Consider the following 18,811-nt stretch of genomic DNA (forward strand, 5'->3'; position numbering starts at 1 on the left):
GGCTGGCAGTCCGTACCGGGGCTAGCGAGATCCATAGCGGGACAGCGCTTTTGACAGTCCCGCTCCGCTCCGCCAGATAACTCCCCCAGTAGGGGGAGCACGAAATCGGTCTCCCGGCCGACGTTTATGGGCACCGACTTTCCATACCGTCGAAGAGCCCTGCCAAGCCGATCCCGCGACACGTGCGGGATTCGCTCGGCTCCTCAGCGTCGCGCCCATCAGGAGCTACTGTGCTTTCCGCCTTCACGTCGGCTGCCCGAACCCCGGACCTCCGGCGGAAGGTGTGCTGGACGCTCGGACTGCTGGCGTTGTTTCGGTTCGGCGCGATACTGCCTTCTCCCGGTGTGGATTTCGCGGCGGTGCGCAGTTGTATCGAGCTGAACTCGGGTGGTGAGTCCGCCGGCATCTATCAGCTGATCAACCTTTTCTCCGGCGGCTCGATGCTGCAACTCTCGGTTTTCGCAGTCGGGATCATGCCCTACATCACCGCGAGCATCATCACGCAGCTGCTGACCGTCGTGATCCCACGCTTCGAGGAATTACGGCAGGAAGGACAGTCCGGCCAAGCCAAAATCACGCAATACACCCGATATCTGGCAATGGCGCTGGCATTGCTGCAAGCCTCGACGCTGGTTGCGTTGGCCGCGCGGGGGCAACTTCTGCGCGGCTGTGCCGAGGACATCTTCGCCGACAGCTCGCTTTTCGCCATGCTCACCGCGGTGCTCGTGATGACCGCGGGCGCGGCGCTGGTCATGTGGTTCGGCGAGTTGATCACCGAGCGGGGTTTCGGCAACGGGATGTCGCTGCTGATCCTCGCGGGCATTGCCTCGCAGATTCCGGCTCAGGGCGGCTCGATCCTGGAAAGCCGGGGCGGAATCGTCTTCGCCGGCGTCTGTTTCGCGATTGCCGCGCTGATCGTCGGCGTGGTCTTCATCGAGCAGGGGCAACGTCGGATTCCGGTGCAATATGCCAAGCGCGTGGTGGGGCGGAAGATGTACGGCGGTTCCGCGACGTACCTGCCACTGAAGGTCAACCAGGCCGGTGTCATCCCGGTCATCTTCGCCTCGTCGCTGCTTTTCCTCCCTAACCTGCTCGCGCAGTTCAGTTCGGGGAACTCCGTTGCGGGGTTCATTCAGAAGTATCTGGCCGACACCGATCATCCGGTCCACGTCACCGGCTATTTCGCCCTGATCGTTTTCTTCTCGTACTTCTACGTCGCGATCACCGTCAACCCGCAGGAGCGTGCTGCGGAGATGAAGAAATTCGGCGGCTTCATCCCCGGCTATCGGCCCGGCAAGCCGACGGCCGATCATCTGAGTCACGTGCTCACTCGGATCACCCTGCCCGGATCGCTGTATCTCGGCGCCGTTGCGGTGCTGCCGAATCTGGTGCTGGGTTTCGGCGCGTCCGGTTCGGCGTCGAGCCTGGCCTTCGGCGGTACCTCCACGCTGATCATGGTGAGCGTCGCCCTGGACACGGTCAAACAGCTCGAAAGCCAAGTGCTGAACCGGAATTACCAGGGGTTTCTGCGATGAACATGCTGCCCGCTGGGCATCGGCGGCCGATGAGCCTACGGTCTGAAACCATGGTTGCGAACCGCTCGACCCATCCGCTGCTGCGCGTGGTGTCCACACTCATTCTCGCGATCACCGCGATGACGCTGTCGGTCGCTACCGCGCACGCGGACACGCGGTCGGCCAACTACTCGGTGGACCAGCAACCGGGAGACGCCGGCCCCACTCGCGGACCGGCGATCTCGGTGCTGCTGGCCGACGGTCAGCTGTTGTTCCGGATGGGTATGCAAGCCGCGATCGCAGGCCAACCGGATATGACCTGCGTCGCGGAGGTCAGCGACGGCCACGCCGCCGTGCGGGAGATCCAACGCCTGCGCCCGGACGTCGCGTTCATCGATCTCGACCTGCCCGGCTTGCCCGACGCCGGGCCGATCGACACCGCCACCACCAGAATCCTCGCCCTCGCCACCGAGCACACCGACGAAAACCTCTACCGCGCATTACATCTCGGTGCGACAGGGTTCCTCGCGCGATCCGGGCCCGTCAACGACCTACTGGCCGCCATCCGCACTGCGGTGCACGGCGCCGCCCTGATCGACCCGGTACTGACCAGGCAGCTGATCACTCGCCTGTCCGCAGGCATCGAACCGTTTCCGGCGACCCCGGAGGTCGAAACCCTCACTCCCCGTGAACATCAGGTCCTCGGATTCATAGCGAAGGGGTACACCAACCCCGAGATCGCCCGCGCCCTCGGCATCGGCGGCCAGACCGTCAAAACCCATGTCTCCCATGTACTCACCAAACTCGGCGTCCGTGACCGCATCCACGCCGCGGTCTACGCACACACCCGCCGGATCGGGTCGATCGACACATAGCAGCGACAGTCGGGGTCCGTGTCCAGGGCATTGCCGTCGACAGTCACGGCACGCATCTATCCGCGCCTCGGCATCACCAGCCGCGTCGAACTCGCCGGAGCCATCTCAGCGATTGTGACGACAGCCTTTATCTGTTCACATACAGGCGCTAGTTTGAACGGGCAGCCCCGACCTGTCGTCACACAACCCGATTACACGCTGCCGGGAACCAACCCCATTACCGCTATGCCGGGACGACGACAGCCAAGGGCACCGACCGAACCGCTTGACACAAAACGCCTTACGCTAATTACCGGACGTCGGGTGACGGCGCCGTCAGCGAGCGCTCTGTTTTTCGGCGTGTGCGATGGCCTCGATCAGTTTCTTGCGTTCCCGGGCGGGGGCGTAGCCGCCGTCGGTGTAGTTCTGGACAAGTGTCCCGACGAATTCGCCCGGGTCCGGCCCGACGATCTCGCGGATCGGGGTGCCCTGGGCCGCGGCCTGCTCGAACCGGTCGGCGAGCTCTTCGAACATTGAGATGCTGGCCTCGCTGTCGGTCGGCACAAAGTGCATCATGTATCGCTCTATCGCTTCCACGGCCGTGCCGTAGTTCGGCGGCAGCTGACTCACACGCGACTTGTATTTGCGCCAGCGCAGTTTGGGGCCGACCACCTTGGAGATGAAGCCGCCCTTTTCGGTATCGGGCATGGTTATTTTCCTCCTTTGGGGGAGCTGTTCGAGCTGTCCTGCAAGGAAGCTCCAGGTCCTCCAGAACTCGTAGAGATATTCCTGCCCTGCCCTTTTCGGCAGCAGGGATCCTGCGGTCACACGTCCCAGGTGACCGGGAGGCTCTTCACCCCGTAGATGTCCGCGGTTTCCGGGCGCAGGGCGACCTCGTCGGCCGGTACGGCCAGACGCAGCGTGGGGAACCTGTTGACCAGGGCGGGGAACGCGACGCGCATTTCGACGCGGGCGAGCTGCGCTCCCAGACAGTGGTGGGCGCCGTGGCCGAAGGCGAGGTGTCCGCCAACCCGCCTGTGGATATCGAACGCGTGGGGATCGGCGAAGCGCTCGGGATCGTGATTGGCGGTGTGGTACGACGCGATCACCACCTGTCCGGCCTTGATCGTCTGGCCGGCCAGCTCGACGTCTTCCAGCGCTGTCCTCATGGAGGTCTTGGCGACGCTCAGATACCGCAGCAACTCCTCCACTGCCTGGTCGGCGAGCGCGGGATCGGCGCGCAGCGCGGCGAGTTGGTCCGGGTGGCGCAGGAGCGCGAAGGTGCCCAGCGCCAACATGTTCGCGGTGGTGTCCAACCCTGCCGCCAGCAGAATCAGGGCCATCCCCCGCAGTTCCTCATCGGTGAGATCGGTATCGGTGAGCTCGCTGAGCACGTCGTCGGTGGGGTTGGCGCGCTTGGTGGCCACCAGTTCCGTGAGGTAGTCGTAGGTCGCGGTCACCGCAACCATCAAGTCTTCATCGCTGGTCTCCCCGCTCATGAACGATTCCACGTTCTCCTGGAAAGCGCCGCGGTCCTGGTAGGGCACCCCCAGCAGTTCGCAGATCATGATGGCAGGGATGGGTCTGGCGAACGCCGTCACCAGATCTGTTGGCGGCCCGGCCTTTTCCATGGCGTCGAGGTGGTCGGCGGTGATTTGCTCGACGCGTTCGGTGAGCAGTCGCATGCGCCGCGCGGTGAACTTGCTCGCCAACGGTTTCCGATAACGCCCGTGCTGCGGTTCGTCCATGAGCAGGAACTCACCGGGCGGCGCCGGCGGGATCTCGAAGCCCGAGTAGTCGATGGTCGGGTGGAGCATGAGCTCCTTCCGTGAACTGAATCGCGAGTCGGACAGGACCGACCGGACCAGGTCGTGCCCGGTGACCAGCCAGCCGGGTTTTCCGCCGGGGAAGGTGTAGTGGCTGATCGGGCCGTGTCGACGGGCCTCGATCAGCTCGGCCGGCGGGTCGAACGGACAGCCGCGCTGGCGCGCCGTCGGTAGCGTGGTCATCGTGTGGAGAGCTTCGCTCATGCTCAGTTCCCTTGCAGCAGTGGACTTTTGGGGAATTCCAGAGATCATTACAGACAAACTGTACGTACATGTATACGTAGACGCAAGGCTGGCTGTCATGATTTGCTGGCGGTCACGCTCGGCTGGAGTCTCGCTAACGCACTGCAGTGGATCACCCGACGCGGTAACCGGATCCGCTGCTACCGCTGCATAATCGGCAGATCCGGACGTTTGCGACCGCGCTATAGGCGGCAGTTGCGGATGTTTACCGGACACAGAACCTCCACACGACAACCGCAGGGCCGCCATAGTGGATGGATATTGTCTGACGCCATGACCAAGAACCGGCCGTTGTTGCCTGCAGTGATCTACATCGTCGGCTCGGTCTTCATTGGACCGGCGATCGCCGTGGCCGGATATGTGATCACCCCGGCCAACGGCGACTACTGCGATGTGAGCCCGCACGGCAGCTCCGGGCAGCGAGACCGGGATTACGCGCTACTCGAGGGCATCCAGGTCACGGGTTCGATAATCATGCTCGCGGTTGGATTGTTCCTGCTGGTCTATGCGTGGGCGAATCACCGCCGCATCAACTCGTTATCACTCGTGCTGACCAGCACCGGGATCCTCGTCATGGTGGCCGGGCATCTCCTCGTTCTCATCGCAGGCACGGCCGCGAACACAAGCTGCTGACGACCAGCACAAGGCCCCCGGCCCATGCCCGGACGGCGGATCAGCCCGCATCCGCTCGTCGGCAGTTGCGGACGCCTCTAAGGGTGGCGGCTGGTGACCGCGCCCGACTTCCCAGCCGAGGTCATCGCCCGACTCGGTGCCGCCCCAGCAATTCGGGGACTGACGATCGCCCGGCGGGGCACAGAATTGGTGGATGAACACGAAAACCGTTCTGGTGCATATGGCCTGCTGGGCGGCAGTGGTGGGCGGCATGGCCGCTGCATGTACCACGCTGCCCGACGAGGACGCGAAGCTCTCCGTGTTCGAGATATGGGCTTCAAGCCCCAACCCGCATTCGCAGCCACCCCACGTCGGCTGTGGCTGCGCTCTCGTAGCGTCCGTCAGATACTCGGCGCAGGCGGACCCGTCGGACGAGGTGAACTTCTACGTCGGCGAACAGCTCGTCGGCACTTCCGGGCCGAATCTCGTTGTCGAGAAGGGGTATGCGAATGTCGGGGTGCCGTGGACTCCAGCGACTGCCGGCCCGCACACGATCGTCGTGAAATTTCGATCCCAGTCCAAGTCGGAAACGGTCACCGTTCTCGCTCAGACGGACAGACGGACACAGTGACGACAGTGGACGATTCGACCTTGCACGATGGAGTACGGAGGACTGCTCGCTCATCGGCGTGTGCATGCGTTCAGGGAATGAGGGCGAGCTACGGCCCGTCTCGGTGACAGAAGCAATCTGCAATCGGTGACAACTGTCGCCTGCAACGATCGTGTGGTACCGAGGTCGGCGACCGCCGCCGGTGACAGATATGACCTGTGGTCACCGCGATCAGCTGAGCGCAGACCGGGAGAAGATTGCGCTCCAGACGAACATATGTTCGACTGGAGTGGTGCGGTGGCAAAGCCAGACCTTGGACGCCGACGATGGCGCGCTGCCCGGGCTGACCCGGGCCGGGTTGACGCGCACTGTGCAGACCCCTGAGTTCGAGGGCATCACCTTCCACGAGGTGCTCTGCAAAAGCGCGCTGAACAAGGTGCCGACGAGTTCTAACCTGCCGTTCCAGTGGACGATCAACCCCATGCGCGGCTGCTCGCACGCCTGCCGCTACTGCTTCGCCCGCCCGACGCACGAGTATCTGGACCTGGACGCGGGCAAGGATTTCGACTCTCAGATCGTGGTGAAGACGAACATCGCCGCGGTGCTGCGCAAGGAACTCGGCCGCCGCTCCTGGCATCGGGAACCGGTCGCGCTCGGCACCAACACCGATCCGTACCAGCGGGCCGAGGGGCGATACCGGTTGATGCCCGGCATCATTCGCGCACTCACCGATTCGGGCACGCCGTTCTCCATCCTGACCAAAGGCACCCTGCTGCGCCGGGACCTCCCGTTGCTCACCCTGGCCGCGCGCGAGGTGCGGGTGAGCGTGGCGGTATCCATCGCGATCCATGATCTGGACCTGCACCGCAGCCTCGAAACCGGCACTCCGGCGCCGAAAGCCCGGCTGGAACTCGTGCGCGCGCTCACCGACGCGGGCTTCGACGTGAATGTCATGGTGGCGCCGGTGATTCCGTGCCTCACCGACAGCAAGGCGCACCTGGACGAGCTGTTCGGCGCGATCGCCGACGCGGGCGCGCGCTCGGCCGTCGCCTTCCCGATGCACCTGCGCGGCAGCACCCGCGACTGGTTCCTCAGCTGGCTCGCCGAGCATCATCCGGCGCTGGTGCGGCGCTACCGTCAGCTCTACGGCCGTGGCGCCTATGTGACGCCCGAGTACTCGACCTGGCTGCGCGAGCGGGTCGACCCGCTGCTGAAGCGACACGCCCTGAAGCCGGAAAAACCGGCCGAACCGGAGACACAGCCGGAAAGTCCGCACGCCGCGGACCCGCAGCTGGCATTGTTCGGCTGAAGCCTCGCGCGATCGACCACCGGTAAACCGCACGCAATACCCATGAACCTCACATATCGGGCGGACGTACCGAGCGGTGCGGAGTAGTTTGGCGATGGCACCCCTCTCATCGACGAGGAAGTGAAGCAGGCAGATGGTTTCGCACCACAACGATGTCGGCACAGCCCAAAACGCCGCCGACGCAGCGAAATTGGAAAAGGTAGTCATTCGGTTCGCCGGTGACTCCGGCGACGGCATGCAGCTGACCGGCGATCGTTTCACGCACGAAGCGGCCGCGTTCGGCAACGACCTCGCCACCCAGCCCAACTTCCCCGCCGAGATCAGAGCGCCCCAGGGCACGCTACCTGGCGTTTCGTCGTTCCAGATTCAGATCGCCGACTACGACATCCTCACCGCGGGCGATCAGCCCGATGTGCTCGTCGCGATGAATCCGGCAGCGCTGAAGGCGAATCTGGAAGATCTACCGCGCGGCGCCACCGTCATTGTGAACACCGACGAGTTCACCAAGCGCAATCTCACCAAGGTCGGCTACCCCGCTGATCCGCTCGACGACGGCACGCTGTCGGACTTCGTGCTGCACCGCGTCCCGATGACCTCGCTCACCCTCGGCGCCACCGAGTCGACCGGGGTCGGCAAGAAGGACGGCCAGCGCGCGAAGAACATGTTCGCGCTCGGCCTGCTGTCCTGGATGTACGGGCGGCCGATCGGCGGCACCGAGAAGTTCATGCGGGAGAAGTTCGCGGCCAAGCCCGACATCGCCGAGGCCAACGTGCTGGCGTTCCGGGCCGGCTGGAACTACGGCGAGACCACCGAAAGTTTCGCGACCACCTATCAAATCGCGCCCGCGAAACTGCCGCCGGGCACCTACCGCCAGATCACCGGCAACACCGCGCTCGCGTACGGACTGGTGGCGGCGGGTCAGCTCGCCGGGCTGCCCGTGTTCCTCGGCACCTACCCGATCACCCCGGCCTCGGACATCCTGCACGAGCTGAGCAAGCACAAGAACTTCGGCGTCACCACCTTCCAGGCCGAGGACGAGATCGCGGGAATCGGTGCGGCACTGGGGGCTTCGCTCGGCGGCGCGCTCGGTGTCACCAGCACTTCCGGGCCGGGGCTCGCGCTCAAGAGCGAAACCATCGGCCTCGCGGTGATGACCGAGTTGCCACTGCTGGTGATCGACGTGCAGCGCGGCGGGCCGTCCACCGGCCTGCCGACCAAGACCGAGCAGGCCGATCTGCTGCAAGCGCTGTACGGGCGCAACGGCGAGTCACCCGTCGCCGTGCTCGCGCCGCGCTCCCCCGCCGACTGCTTCGCCACCGCGGTCGAGGCGGCCAGGATCGCGCTCACCTATCGCACGCCGGTGCTGCTGCTGTCCGACGGCTCGATCGCGAATGGCTCGGAGCCGTGGTCGATTCCGCAGGTCACCGACCTGGCGCCGATCGAAACCGGGTTCGAGCCGGAAGGCGAGGAGAGCGATCCGTTCCAGCCCTACGCCCGCGACCCGGAGACCCTGGCCCGGCCGCTCGCCGTCCCGGGCACCAAGGGTCGCGCGCACCGGATCGGCGGACTGGAGAAGGCCGACGGCAGCGGCAACATCTCCTACGAGCCGGCCAATCACGAACTGATGGTTCGGTTGCGGCAGGCCAAGATCGACGGAATCAGCGTGCCCGATCTCGAGGTCGAGGATCCGGACGGGCGGGCCGAGCTGCTGCTCATCGGCTGGGGTAGCTCGTACGGGCCGATCGGTGAGGCCTGTCGCCGCGCGCGCCGCCGTGGCGTACCGGTCGCGCAGGCGCACCTGCGTCATCTGAATCCGTTGCCCGGCAACCTCGGTGCCGTGCTGCGGCGGTATCGCACGGTGGTCGCGCCGGAGATGAACGGTGGCCAGCTCGCGCTGCTGCTGCGCGGGAAGTACCTGGTCGATGTGCAGCCGTGGACGAAGATCGCCGGGACCGCGTTCTCCGCGCAGGAACTCGTCGGGGTCATCGATGCCGCGTTGGACGGCTCGATCGAGGAGATGGAACAGGACAAGGCCTTCGCCGCCAGAGCGCGGGCCACGTACGTCAGCACTGGGGGTAACGAATGACCATCGTGGAAACCTCGCTCGTCGGCACAGATCTGGGCTTGACCGGACTGTCCGGGGTACCCGCCGCGGCGGGTCCGCAGAAGGTGAAGGACTTCACCACCGATCAGGAGGTGCGCTGGTGCCCCGGCTGCGGTGACTACGTGATCCTGGCGACCGTGCGCGGGTTCCTCGCCGAGCTCGGATTGCGCAGGGAGAACCTGATGTTCGTCTCCGGGATCGGCTGCTCGAGCCGCTTCCCGTATTACCTCGAGGCGTACGGCATCCACTCCATCCACGGCCGCGCGCCCGCCATCGCCACCGGGCTCGCGGTGACCCGCCCCGACCTGTCGGTGTGGGTGGTGACCGGTGACGGTGACGCGCTGTCCATCGGCGGCAACCACCTCATCCACGCGCTGCGCCGCAACGTCAACATGACGATCCTGTTGTTCAACAACCGGATCTACGGACTCACCAAGGGGCAGTACTCGCCGACCTCGGAACAGGGCAAGGTCACCAAGTCGACCCCCATGGGTTCGGTCGACCATCCCTTCAACACCCTGTCAATAGCGCTCGGCGCCGAAGCCACCTTCGCCGCACGCGCATTGGACTCCGATCGCGCGGGACTCACCGAGGTGCTGCGCGCCGCCGCCGAACACCGCGGCACCTCGTTCGTCGAAATCCTGCAGGACTGCCCCATTTTCAACGACGGTTCCTTCGACGCGCTGCGCCGCGACAATGCCGCCGCGCACCTGGTCCCGCTGCACCACGGCGAGCCCGTTCGCTTCGGAGCCCACGGTGAATTCGCCGTTGTCCGAAGCGGTTTCGGACTCGAGGTGACCCGCACCGATGCCGTCGCCGAATCCGACATCGTCGTGCACGACGCCTACACCGACAACCCCGAATACGCCTACGCCCTCTCCCGCCTCTCCGATCAGGCACTCGACCACGTGGTTACAGGTGTGTTCCGCAGTGTCAGTCGGCCCACGTATGACGATGGTGTGCGCGCACAGACGGCGCAGGCGCGTGAACGCAAACCTGTTGACCAGGATTCGCTGCAGTCGCTGCTCAGTGGTCCTGAGACCTGGACTGTCAGTTAGGTCGGGCTATTCCGCTGATCCGTTGGGGGCCACCGGGTTCCGGCCCGACGGTCAGCCATGCTCTCGAACGGGACGTGGTGGCGGCGAAGTGCGAGTAGGTCCGCCCTCATGTCCCGCCCGGGCGACAAGTCAAGGCCAGGTGGGACACGATGGCGACAAAGAGCGAGTAGCCCCGCCGTCATGTCCCACTCAGCGAGGCATCAAGGTCCGCTGAGCGCCAGTTGGGACATAGCGGTGGCCGAACGCGAGTAGCCCCGCCCTCATGCCAACCTGGCGAGAAGTCAAGGGTCGCTACGTACCCAGTGGGACATGGCGGCGACGAAGCGCGAGTAGGCCCGCCCTCATGTCCCGCTGGGCAAGAAGTCAAGGCCAGGCGGACGCCAAGTGAGACATAGCGGCGGAGAAACGTGACCGGCGCGGCCCACACCCACCCGGTGAGAAAGCTCAGACCTACTAAGCGACGAGTAATCAAGACCTGGGTGAGCGGCGCGTGGGACACGGTGGCGGCCAAACGCGACTGGCACCGGGCCCGTACGTCCCGCCCGAGGAGACGCCAAGGCTCGCTCGGCGGACAGTGGTACATGGCGGAGGCAAAACACGAGTAGGCCCCACCACCATGTACCACTCAGCGAGAAATCGAGGTTCGGTGAGCGGCGGGCGGGGCATGGTGGCAGCAACGCGCGAGTGGCCCTGCCGGCATGTCCCGCTCGATGAGTAATCAAGGGCCGCTAGGCGCCGAAGGGGACACGGTCGCGGCGAAAGGCAAGAAGCGCCCGCCCTCATGTTCCGTCCAGCGAAGAATTAAGACCAGCTAGTCGCCGGACGGGATATGGGGCGGCGAAGTGCGAGTGGGCCCGCCCTCATGTCCCGCCTGGGCGAGAAGTCAAGACCAGGTGGGACACGATGGCGACAAAGAGCGAGTAGCACTGCCGTCATGTCCGCTTCAGCGAGGCATCCAGGTCCGCTGAGCGCCAGATCGGACATGGCGGTGGCCAAACGCGAGTAGCACCGCCCTCATGCCCCACCCAACGAGAAGTCCAGGCTCGCTCGGCGGACAGTGGTACATGGCGGAGGGAAAACACGAGTAGGCCCCACCACCATGTACCACTCAGCGAGAAACCGAGGCTCGGTGAGCGGCGGGCGGGACATGGTGGCAACAACGCGCGAGTGGCCCTGCCGGCATGCCCCGCTCGACGAGGAATCAAGGGCCGCTAGGCGCCGAGCGGGACACGGTCGCGGCGAAGATAGCGCCGCCTCATGTCCCGCCCACCGACGAATCAAGGCCAGCTAGGCGCCACGTGGGGCGGCAAAGAGCGAGTGGACCCGCCCTCATGTCCCGCCAGGGCGAGAAGTCAAGGCCAGGCGGGACATGGCGGCGACGAAGCGCGAGTGGGGCCGCCCTCATGTCCCGCTCAAACGCATTGGGCCAGTTGAACGCCGAGTGGGACTCGGTGGCGGCGAAGTGCGAGTAGCGGCGCCCTCATGTCCCGCTCAACATCGAATTCGGGCCAGTTGAACGGTGAGTGGGACGTGGTGACCGGGAAGTGCAGGTAGCGCCGCCGTCATGTCCCACTGCGGTGCGTGCGGCCGAACCTCGGATGATTGTCGGCAGATCCGCACCCTCACTTGGGATCCGCACCGTCTAGGGACACCTAGATCGAGTGCGGATCCCAAGTGAGGGTGCGGATCGATACGGTCAGGGGGCGGCGGGTCGGGTCAGGGGCGCTTGGCGAAGCCCAGGTCGATTACGGCGTCGCGTTCCTGGGTGAGTTCGGCGACGCTGGCGTCGATTCGGGTGCGGGCGAAGTCGTCGAGGGGGAGGTCGGGGACGATCGTGTAGGTGCCGTCGGCGCAGGTGACGGGGAAGGAGCTGATGAGGCCCTCGGGGACGCCGTAGGAGCCGTCGGAGGGGACGGCCATCGAGACCCAGTCGCCGGCGGCGGTGCCGCGTACCCAGTCGTGGATGTGGTCGAGGGCGGCGCTGGCCGCGCTGGCGGCCGAGGAGGCGCCGCGGGCCTGGATGATGGCGGTGCCGCGCTGCTGCACGGTGGGGATGAAATCGTCGGTGAGCCAGGCCGGGTCGTCGATGCGGTCGAGCGCAGGGCGGCCGTCGATGGTGGCGTGCGCGATGTCCGGGAATTGGGTCGCGGAGTGGTTGCCCCAGATGGCAACTCGGGCGATGTCGGCGGCGGGCGCGCCGGTCTTCTTGGCCAGCTGTGCGATCGCGCGGTTGTGGTCCAGGCGGGTCATCGCGGTGAAGCGGGTGGCGGGGACGTCGGGTGCGTTGCTCATCGCGATGAAGGCGTTCGTGTTCGCGGGATTGCCGACCACGAGCACCTTCACGTCATCGGCGGCACTCGCGTTGATCGCGGCCCCCTGCTCGGTGAAGATCGTGCCGTTGGCGGCCAACAGATCCGACCGTTCCATCCCGGCCGTGCGCGGCCGCGCCCCCACCAGCACCGCGACGTTCGCCCCCGAAAACCCTTCCCACGGATCATCACTGATGTCGATGGACTCCAAAAGCGGAAACGCCCCGTCCTCCAACTCCATCGCCAGCCCCTCCAACGAAGCCACCGCCGCCGGAATCTCCAACAGCCGCAACCGCACCGGGGTATCCGCACCGAGCATCGCCCCCGACGCAATCCGGAACAACAACCCATACGCGATCTGCCCGGCCCCACCGGTCACAGCAACAGTCACGGGCGCGGTCCGACCTCCGGTGCTCACGACCGAGCCTCGCTGACGCTCGGCTCAGTCGTGCGCACCCGCGCACTGCGCCGTCGGTTCGCTCGCTGACGCTCGCTCACAGCAAACTCCTAGTAGTTGTGCGGACTCTCAAACTTCACCCTAACGACTCCCCTGCCGCCGAAAACCGCACGGTGAGCAACGCGACAGTCACCCACCGTTCCCGGCGTCCGACGTACCCCGCTGCCCCCCACATCGCGCAGTAGGCGCAAGTTTCGATCACCGCACAACAAGACGCCGATGCGCGCAGCAGGAGCGAGACGCGCAATCGCGCCGGCTGCAGCCATCCGCCCCACCCGCCGCCGCACCCGAATGAGCGGCGGGCGCACGGATGACCCGGACACCCCACGGTCAAACGCATCGCGCCGAGCAAGGCGCGACCACGGCAACCGCCTGCGCACCGACCGCTGCACACGAATACGCCGCGCGCGCAGGGCCTGCGCGTGCGCCGTGCCGTCGCGGCCACGCTCGGCGTGCCGCTGGAGCAGGTGCACCCACAATCGACCGCATCGCGCCGAGCACGACGCGACCACGGCAACCGCCCGCGCACCGACCGCCGCACACGAATACGCCGCGCGCGCACGGATGACCCGGAATGCACCCACGATCGACCGCATCGCGCCGAGCACGGCGTGAGCCCGGCAACCGCCTGCGCATCGACCGCTGCACACGAATTCGCCGCGCGCGCACGGCCTGCGCGTGCGCCGTGCCGTCGCGGCCACGCTCGGCGTGCCGCTGGAGCAGGTGCTCCCGGCACTACTGACTAGTTCCACGCAGCCGACGCGGACATGCGGGCGCGTGCTCGGTAGAACGAGCGTCAGGTCAGGGCGGCGACTTCTCGGTCGGTGAGGACTACCGGGGAAACGGCATCTTTGACCCGGGCCATTTGCACGGCGCGGTACAGCGGACGTTCCGCTAGCCTCGCGTCTCGGGCTTCGGCACGGAGTTGGTGGACCAACAGGGCGGAAACCGCTACGGCGGCGGCAAGTTGGCTGGTGGCCAGGGCGTCGGCCAGGCGGCGCAGACCTAGGAGGTGCAATTCGCGGCCACTGCCTGCGTCGGTGTACATGGCCAAGGGCACGATTTGAGAAAGTTCGCCTGCGGTGACGCGCAGGACGATGCGGCTGAGGCGGGCGGGAAAGATCAGTACCTCTACGCCGGTGGCGGCGGACACCTCGATCCGGCGTTCGCCGAATAGTCGGCGGGCGTGGATCATGGTGCCCGACATCCACATTCGGCGGCGGCGCAGGGCGAAGGCGTAGCCGACGGTCGGTGCGCCGACGACCAGTCCGATGGTGGCCGCGATCGGCCAGCTGACCACGGTCGCGGCCAGTAGTGCGGAGCCGATACCGATTCCGGCCGCGGCCAGCGCCAGCCTGCGCAGCATCGGCGCGTACATCTCCGGTGCCACGAGGTCCAGCCCGACGGGTGGATCCGCGTGCTGCTCACCAGAATTCGACGACACAGGCCCACCTCTCCGCGACTCCGCGCCACCTCGTGCGCGCAGTCACGTTACCCCCGCGCCCCCACTCCGGTGCCCCCTTCCGCGACGTTGCCGCGGTTCCATACACCAACGTGACACGCGGAGGTGCCGGAGAAGGACGATCACCCGCCCGCATAGCTACGGGTTGCGACAGCCCCGCCCACCATCCAACCGCAGCGCTGGCCTCGGCCTGGTCCGCGAATCCGGCCGCATCTTCTTGGAAGCCGCACCCGCCGGCGTGGATCCGGATGCGCTGGGCCGCGGCCTCGGCGAGATCCCCGGCGTCGACGAGGTGCACGACCTGCGCGTCTGGCAGATCACCGTCAACGGACATCGCCACGCCCCTGGGCGAGTGCCGAACCATGGTCCCGCTGAGCATGACCAGACGCCCCGCCCTCATCACCACCGAGACACGATGCGGCATACAACTACTGCCGCCGCCATGACACATCGCAGCGACCCGACACCTGACTGTCGCCACCAGCGGGACATCACGGCGGCATCCGACGAACATCCCGTTCTCAGGCCCGCCGGGTCACCTGCCCCGAGATGCCCAACCCACTCGTCAACGGGACATCGCGGCGGCATTCCGCGAGTAGCACCGCCGCCATGCCCCGCCGAAGAAGCTGAGACCTATCCGGACACGTCCAGCGCTTCGCGAATCGCGACAACCACCTCGTCGATCGGAATCTGACGCTGCTCCCCGGTCGCCATATCCTTCAACCCGATGGTCTCCTCGGTGAGGTCCCGATCCCCGAGCACGAGCGTGAACTTCGCCCCGGATCGATCAGCCGCTTTCATCGCACCCTTGACCCCACGCCCACCGTAGGCGAGGTCCACGCTGATCCCAGCCGCGCGCAAGTGCGCAGCCAGCACCACCATCCGCTGTTTGGCGGCATCACCAAGCGGCACGCCGAACACCTCGCAGCGCGCGGGATCACCGGCGGTCTTGCCTTCGGCTTGCAGAGCCAGCACCGTGCGGTCCACACCGAGCCCGAATCCGATGCCGGACAACGGTTGTCCGCCGAGCTGCGCCATCAGCCCGTCGTAGCGCCCGCCACCACCGATGCCGGATTGCGCGCCGAGGCCGTCGTGCACGAACTCGAAGGTGGTCTTGGTGTAGTAGTCGAGTCCGCGCACCATCCGCGGGTTCACCACGTACGGCACGCCGAGTGCGTCGAGGTAGCCGAGCACCTGCTCGAAGTGCGCTTTGGCGGATTCGGAGAGGTGGTCGATCATCAGCGGCGCGTCGGCGGTCATCGCGCGCACCTCCGGCCGCTTGTCGTCGAGCACGCGCAGCGGGTTCAGCTCCGCCCGCCGCTTGGTTTCCTCGTCGAGTGGCAGCCCGAACAGGAACTCCTGCAACAGTTCCCGATACTGCGGACGGCAGGTGTCGTCGCCGAGCGAGGTGAGTTCCAGCCGGAACCCGTCGAGCCCGAGCCCGCGGAAGCCCGCGTCGGCGATGGCGATCACCTCGGCGTCGAGCGCGGGGTCGTCGACGCCGATCGCCTCGATGCCGACCTGCTGTAGCTGGCGGTAGCGACCGGCCTGTGGTCGCTCGTAACGGAAGAACGGCCCGTTGTAGACCAACTTCACCGGAAGCTGTCCGCGATCGAGCCCGTGCTCGATGACGGCCCGCATCACACCGGCGGTCCCCTCGGGGCGCAGCGTGACGCTGCGGTCGCCGCGATCGGGGAAGGTGTACATCTCCTTGCTGACCACATCGGTCGACTCGCCGACGCCGCGGGCGAACAGCCCGGTGTCCTCGAAGACCGGCAGCTCGATATGTCCGTATCCGGCCAGCCGGGCGGCGCGGATCAGCCCGTCGCGCACGGCGACGAATTCGGCCGAGCCGGGCGGGACGTAGTCCGGTACCCCCTTCGGGGCGGAAAAGCTGCTGGTCTTGGTCACGATGGTCCAGTTTCCACCACCACGCCCCCGCAAGTCCAACTGGTTACGCCTACCTCCTGTCATGGACCCGTTCGTGCCCGTTATGCGCGATTCCGACTACCTGTGAGGCGCACCGCACTCGGGAAGTGTCGGGCAGTCTCAGGAATAAATGGCAGACTCTCATGCCGTAACAACCGGACACGGGAGGAACGTGGTAGTGCCGAGCAACGAACAGCGGCGAGCAGCGGCGAAACGTAAGTTGGAGCGCCAGCTCGCCAACCGGGCCGAGCGCGCACGCAGGCGCAAGCAACTCACGATCGCCGGGTCGGTGCTCGGTGTTGTCGTCGTGGTCGCCGCGGTAACCGGGGTGTACTTCCTGACCAAGAGCGACGACAGCAGCAACGACGCCAAGGATGCGACCCAGTCCAGCAGCGCGCCGTCGGCGGCCGCACCGCCCGCGGCGGTGGCCAAGCCCGCGACGGTCAACTGCCTCTACAAGGACAGTCAGAAACCGGCGGACAAGCCGGCGACCAAGCCGGTGAAGGCGGAGGGCATCCCCACCACCGGCAACGACGCGAAGGTCAGCGTCAGCATGGAGACCAACCAGGGTCCCATCGGCCTGACCCTGAACAACGCCGAATCACCCTGCACGGTGAACAGTTTCGTCAGCCTGGCGTCGCAGAACTTCTTCGACGGCACCAGCTGCCACCGGATGACCGCAGGCGAGGGTCTGAAGGTGCTGCAGTGCGGTGACCCGACCGGCAGCGGCATGGGCGGTCCCGGCTACGAATTCGACAACGAGTACCCGACGGATCAGCTCGATGCCAACGATCCGATGGCCGCGCAGAAACCGATCGCGTACAAGCGTGGCGTGCTCGCCATGGCGAACGCGGGCCCTGGCACCAATGGCAGCCAGTTCTTCGTCGTCTACGGCGATTCGCAGCTGCCGCCGAACTACACCATCTTCGGCACGGTGGACGAGAACAGCATGGGCACCCTGGACAAGATCGCCAAGGGTGGCCAGGACGACTCCAACGGTCCCGGCGACGGCAAGCCGAGTCAGCCGGTCACCATCGAGTCGGTCCGCGTCGACTGAATCGCGAAACCCGTTCGGGCCCTGCACTTGACCGAGTGCGGGGCCCGACACGTGTCGCGGCGAGGAAGGCGACCCTAATACTTCGGTTAGGGTTGGCTCAGACCGGAGATACTCCGGCGAGTTCCCGAGCCTGTCGGAATTGTGCGATATATGCTGATAAGCGGCACAGCCGTACGGTTGGGCCGTGGCTTTCTCGGGTAACCTCGAAAGAAGGAGTTCCCGTAGCGTAGTAACCCCTTCACCTGGGCGACCCCCGAGCAAGGGCGCGCGACGACACGGAGTTCTCCCGGTGTCCAAGTTTGCAGCCGGGGCATCCTCCACGGACTACAGTTCGCGTGGCGGTGTCCAGACAACGCACCACAACAACCATAATGTGATCACTGCAGCATCGGGGAGCAGCCATGTCCGAGGAACTGGACGACATCGGCCGCGAGACAGCGGCCATGATGAGGACTATGTTGCAGCTTGCGACACTGGTCGCACTGCGGACCCGCGAGCGTGGTCAAAAAGAAGCCGAAGCGCGCGTCAAGGTCACTGAGGCTCGCATGAAAGAGGCCCGCGAGATGCAGATCCGCGAGGCCCGCGACTCGAAGGCCAAGGACCCGCGCAACACCGAGCTGGCCAGGATGATCGAGAAGCCGATCCCCGAGCGCGGTGTCTCGCTGGAGAAGGATCGCTTCACGGCGCAGGCCGAGGCCACCCGCATGGCGGGCATCGCCGCCGCGCACGCCAAGCCGGTCCTGCAGTACGACTCGCCCGAACGTCGCATGGCAATCGCCGCGCATCTGGCGAAGATGGGCGTCGCGCCCGAACTCGCCGCGGTACGGATGCTGATCGAGGTAGGCCAGGCCCAGCCCCCCATCGAGGCGGTACGCACCCGCCCCGAGGAAGCACCCGCGGTCACCAGGGCCAGGGAACAGGAATCCCGCGGCCTGGAACGCACCAGGTAGACAGCCGAGAAAACGCCCGCTTATCAAGCGGGCGTTTCTTTTTCGCGCTACGTCACTTCCGCACCGGATCGCTTTGCTCACGCGGGCTCATCCGATGCCCTGCCCGGACACCTACATCCGGAAATCACCGATCGTCGGATCACCGAACATCCCGTGCTGCGGCGACTTCAACGGCAACGGACTGAGCATGTCCTTGTGCCCGTTACGCACACTGCAGTACTTGAACGGCCCCTTCGGGTCGAACAGCTTCGCCATGTGCGGATCGGCGTGATCGAGGAACCACACGCTCAATCCCGTTGCCCCGTCGAGCCGGAAGTGCTCCCACGCCCGCCACATCGCGTCCAGGCGGGCGATCGCCTCGGCATGCTGCCACCACTCCGGGCACCACACCGTGTCGCTGAGATCGGTGACCTGACGCCGGTACACCAGACTCAGATAGTTCTCCACGAACTCGACCACGCTCGCGTAGATCATCGGCTGCTGCTGCTGTTCCGTCACGGCCGCGCCTCACCGGCGC

General features: G+C 66.1%; 15 protein-coding genes and 1 pseudogene. 10 read left to right on the forward strand and 6 right to left on the reverse strand.

From position 1 onward, the window contains the following. Nucleotides 1-230 precede the first annotated feature (230 nt). Nucleotides 231-1,535, forward strand: a complete 1,305-nt coding sequence (gene secY, locus IBX18_RS23565; protein ID WP_194835723.1) for a preprotein translocase subunit SecY — start codon at nt 231-233, stop codon at nt 1,533-1,535. Between the two features lie 50 nt (nt 1,536-1,585). Beyond that, nucleotides 1,586-2,389 (forward strand): response regulator transcription factor, encoded by an 804-nt coding sequence (locus IBX18_RS23570; RefSeq protein ID WP_228541620.1) that lies wholly within the window; start codon nt 1,586-1,588, stop codon nt 2,387-2,389. Nucleotides 2,390-2,704: 315 nt separating this feature from the next. On the opposite strand, the gene IBX18_RS23575 is transcribed toward IBX18_RS23570, so the two are convergent. Together IBX18_RS23575 and IBX18_RS23580 are read right to left on the reverse strand one after the other, a co-directional pair. Next, nucleotides 2,705-3,076: a DUF1048 domain-containing protein gene (locus IBX18_RS23575; RefSeq protein ID WP_194835724.1), complete on the reverse strand. Its 372-nt coding sequence runs from the start codon at nt 3,074-3,076 to the stop codon at nt 2,705-2,707. A 116-nt stretch (nt 3,077-3,192) separates the two neighbouring features. Further along, nucleotides 3,193-4,398: a cytochrome P450 gene (locus tag IBX18_RS23580; RefSeq protein WP_194835725.1), complete on the reverse strand. Its 1,206-nt coding sequence runs from the start codon at nt 4,396-4,398 to the stop codon at nt 3,193-3,195. Between the two features lie 312 nt (nt 4,399-4,710). Between IBX18_RS23580 and IBX18_RS23585 the strand changes: the two genes are divergently transcribed. The 5 genes from IBX18_RS23585 (at nt 4,711) to IBX18_RS23605 (ending at nt 10,130) form a co-directional block, all read left to right on the forward strand. Then, on the forward strand, nt 4,711-5,070 hold the full coding sequence (locus IBX18_RS23585) for a hypothetical protein (protein ID WP_194835726.1): 360 nt from the start codon (nt 4,711-4,713) through the stop codon (nt 5,068-5,070). Nucleotides 5,071-5,263: 193 nt separating this feature from the next. Next, a complete protein-coding gene (locus IBX18_RS23590; protein WP_194835727.1) occupies nt 5,264-5,680 on the forward strand; it encodes an Ig-like domain-containing protein in 417 nt (138 codons plus the stop codon). Nucleotides 5,681-5,951: 271 nt separating this feature from the next. Beyond that, complete coding sequence (locus IBX18_RS23595) at nt 5,952-6,968, forward strand: Rv2578c family radical SAM protein (protein ID WP_194835728.1); 1,017 nt, start codon at nt 5,952-5,954, stop codon at nt 6,966-6,968. 133 nt (nt 6,969-7,101) lie between these two features. Further along, nucleotides 7,102-9,054, forward strand: a complete 1,953-nt coding sequence (locus tag IBX18_RS23600; RefSeq protein WP_194835729.1) for a 2-oxoacid:acceptor oxidoreductase subunit alpha — start codon at nt 7,102-7,104, stop codon at nt 9,052-9,054. Continuing rightward, nucleotides 9,051-10,130 carry a 2-oxoacid:ferredoxin oxidoreductase subunit beta gene (locus tag IBX18_RS23605; protein WP_194835730.1) on the forward strand — a complete coding sequence of 360 codons (1,080 nt, stop codon included), beginning with the start codon at nt 9,051-9,053 and terminating at the stop codon, nt 10,128-10,130. The genes IBX18_RS23600 and IBX18_RS23605 overlap by 4 nt, the downstream gene beginning before the upstream one ends. A gap of 1,716 nt (nt 10,131-11,846) precedes the next feature. Here IBX18_RS23605 and IBX18_RS23610 read toward each other — a convergent pair. Together IBX18_RS23610 and IBX18_RS23615 are read right to left on the reverse strand one after the other, a co-directional pair. Then, nucleotides 11,847-12,857 (reverse strand): malate dehydrogenase, encoded by a 1,011-nt coding sequence (locus IBX18_RS23610; RefSeq protein ID WP_194835731.1) that lies wholly within the window; start codon nt 12,855-12,857, stop codon nt 11,847-11,849. Between the two features lie 835 nt (nt 12,858-13,692). Then, a complete protein-coding gene (locus IBX18_RS23615; RefSeq protein WP_194835732.1) occupies nt 13,693-14,340 on the reverse strand; it encodes a hypothetical protein in 648 nt (215 codons plus the stop codon). A 196-nt stretch (nt 14,341-14,536) separates the two neighbouring features. On the opposite strand from IBX18_RS23615, the pseudogene IBX18_RS42235 reads away from it, so the two are divergent. Beyond that, nucleotides 14,537-14,680 (forward strand): annotated as a pseudogene (locus IBX18_RS42235) (cation transporter); the annotation flags it as partial. A 311-nt stretch (nt 14,681-14,991) separates the two neighbouring features. On the opposite strand, the gene hisS reads toward IBX18_RS42235, so the two are convergent. After that, entirely contained in the window at nt 14,992-16,269 is a 1,278-nt protein-coding gene (gene hisS, locus IBX18_RS23620; protein ID WP_194835733.1) for a histidine--tRNA ligase, read from the reverse strand. Between the two features lie 196 nt (nt 16,270-16,465). On the opposite strand from hisS, the gene IBX18_RS23625 reads away from it, so the two are divergent. Both IBX18_RS23625 and IBX18_RS23630 read left to right on the forward strand, forming a co-directional pair. After that, nucleotides 16,466-17,344 (forward strand): peptidylprolyl isomerase, encoded by an 879-nt coding sequence (locus IBX18_RS23625; RefSeq protein WP_194835734.1) that lies wholly within the window; start codon nt 16,466-16,468, stop codon nt 17,342-17,344. 401 nt (nt 17,345-17,745) lie between these two features. Next, nucleotides 17,746-18,294, forward strand: coding sequence for a hypothetical protein (locus IBX18_RS23630; protein ID WP_135232095.1), 549 nt, complete (start codon nt 17,746-17,748; stop codon nt 18,292-18,294). 111 nt (nt 18,295-18,405) lie between these two features. Here the strand turns inward: IBX18_RS23630 and IBX18_RS23635 are convergent, their stop codons facing one another. Further along, a complete protein-coding gene (locus IBX18_RS23635; RefSeq protein ID WP_223885542.1) occupies nt 18,406-18,792 on the reverse strand; it encodes a DUF4913 domain-containing protein in 387 nt (128 codons plus the stop codon). Nucleotides 18,793-18,811 lie beyond the last annotated feature (19 nt).

Origin of the sequence: Nocardia sp. XZ_19_369 (assembly GCF_015355715.1) — a bacterium.
Classification (GTDB): Bacteria; Actinomycetota; Actinomycetes; order Mycobacteriales; family Mycobacteriaceae; genus Nocardia.

Excerpts from the sequence above, each read along its gene's own strand:
- IBX18_RS23585 (WP_194835726.1), top strand. The coding sequence starts at position 4,711 with ATGACCAAGAACCGGCCGTTGTTGCCTGCAGTGATCTACATCGTCGGC.
- IBX18_RS23605 (WP_194835730.1), top strand. The coding sequence starts at position 9,051 with ATGACCATCGTGGAAACCTCGCTCGTCGGCACAGATCTGGGCTTGACC.
- IBX18_RS23575 (WP_194835724.1), bottom strand. The coding sequence starts at position 3,076 with ATGCCCGATACCGAAAAGGGCGGCTTCATCTCCAAGGTGGTCGGCCCC.
- IBX18_RS23570 (WP_228541620.1), top strand. The coding sequence starts at position 1,586 with ATGGTTGCGAACCGCTCGACCCATCCGCTGCTGCGCGTGGTGTCCACA.
- IBX18_RS23600 (WP_194835729.1), top strand. The coding sequence starts at position 7,102 with ATGGTTTCGCACCACAACGATGTCGGCACAGCCCAAAACGCCGCCGAC.
- IBX18_RS23580 (WP_194835725.1), bottom strand. The coding sequence starts at position 4,398 with ATGAGCGAAGCTCTCCACACGATGACCACGCTACCGACGGCGCGCCAG.
- IBX18_RS23590 (WP_194835727.1), top strand. The coding sequence starts at position 5,264 with ATGAACACGAAAACCGTTCTGGTGCATATGGCCTGCTGGGCGGCAGTG.
- IBX18_RS23630 (WP_135232095.1), top strand. The coding sequence starts at position 17,746 with ATGTCCGAGGAACTGGACGACATCGGCCGCGAGACAGCGGCCATGATG.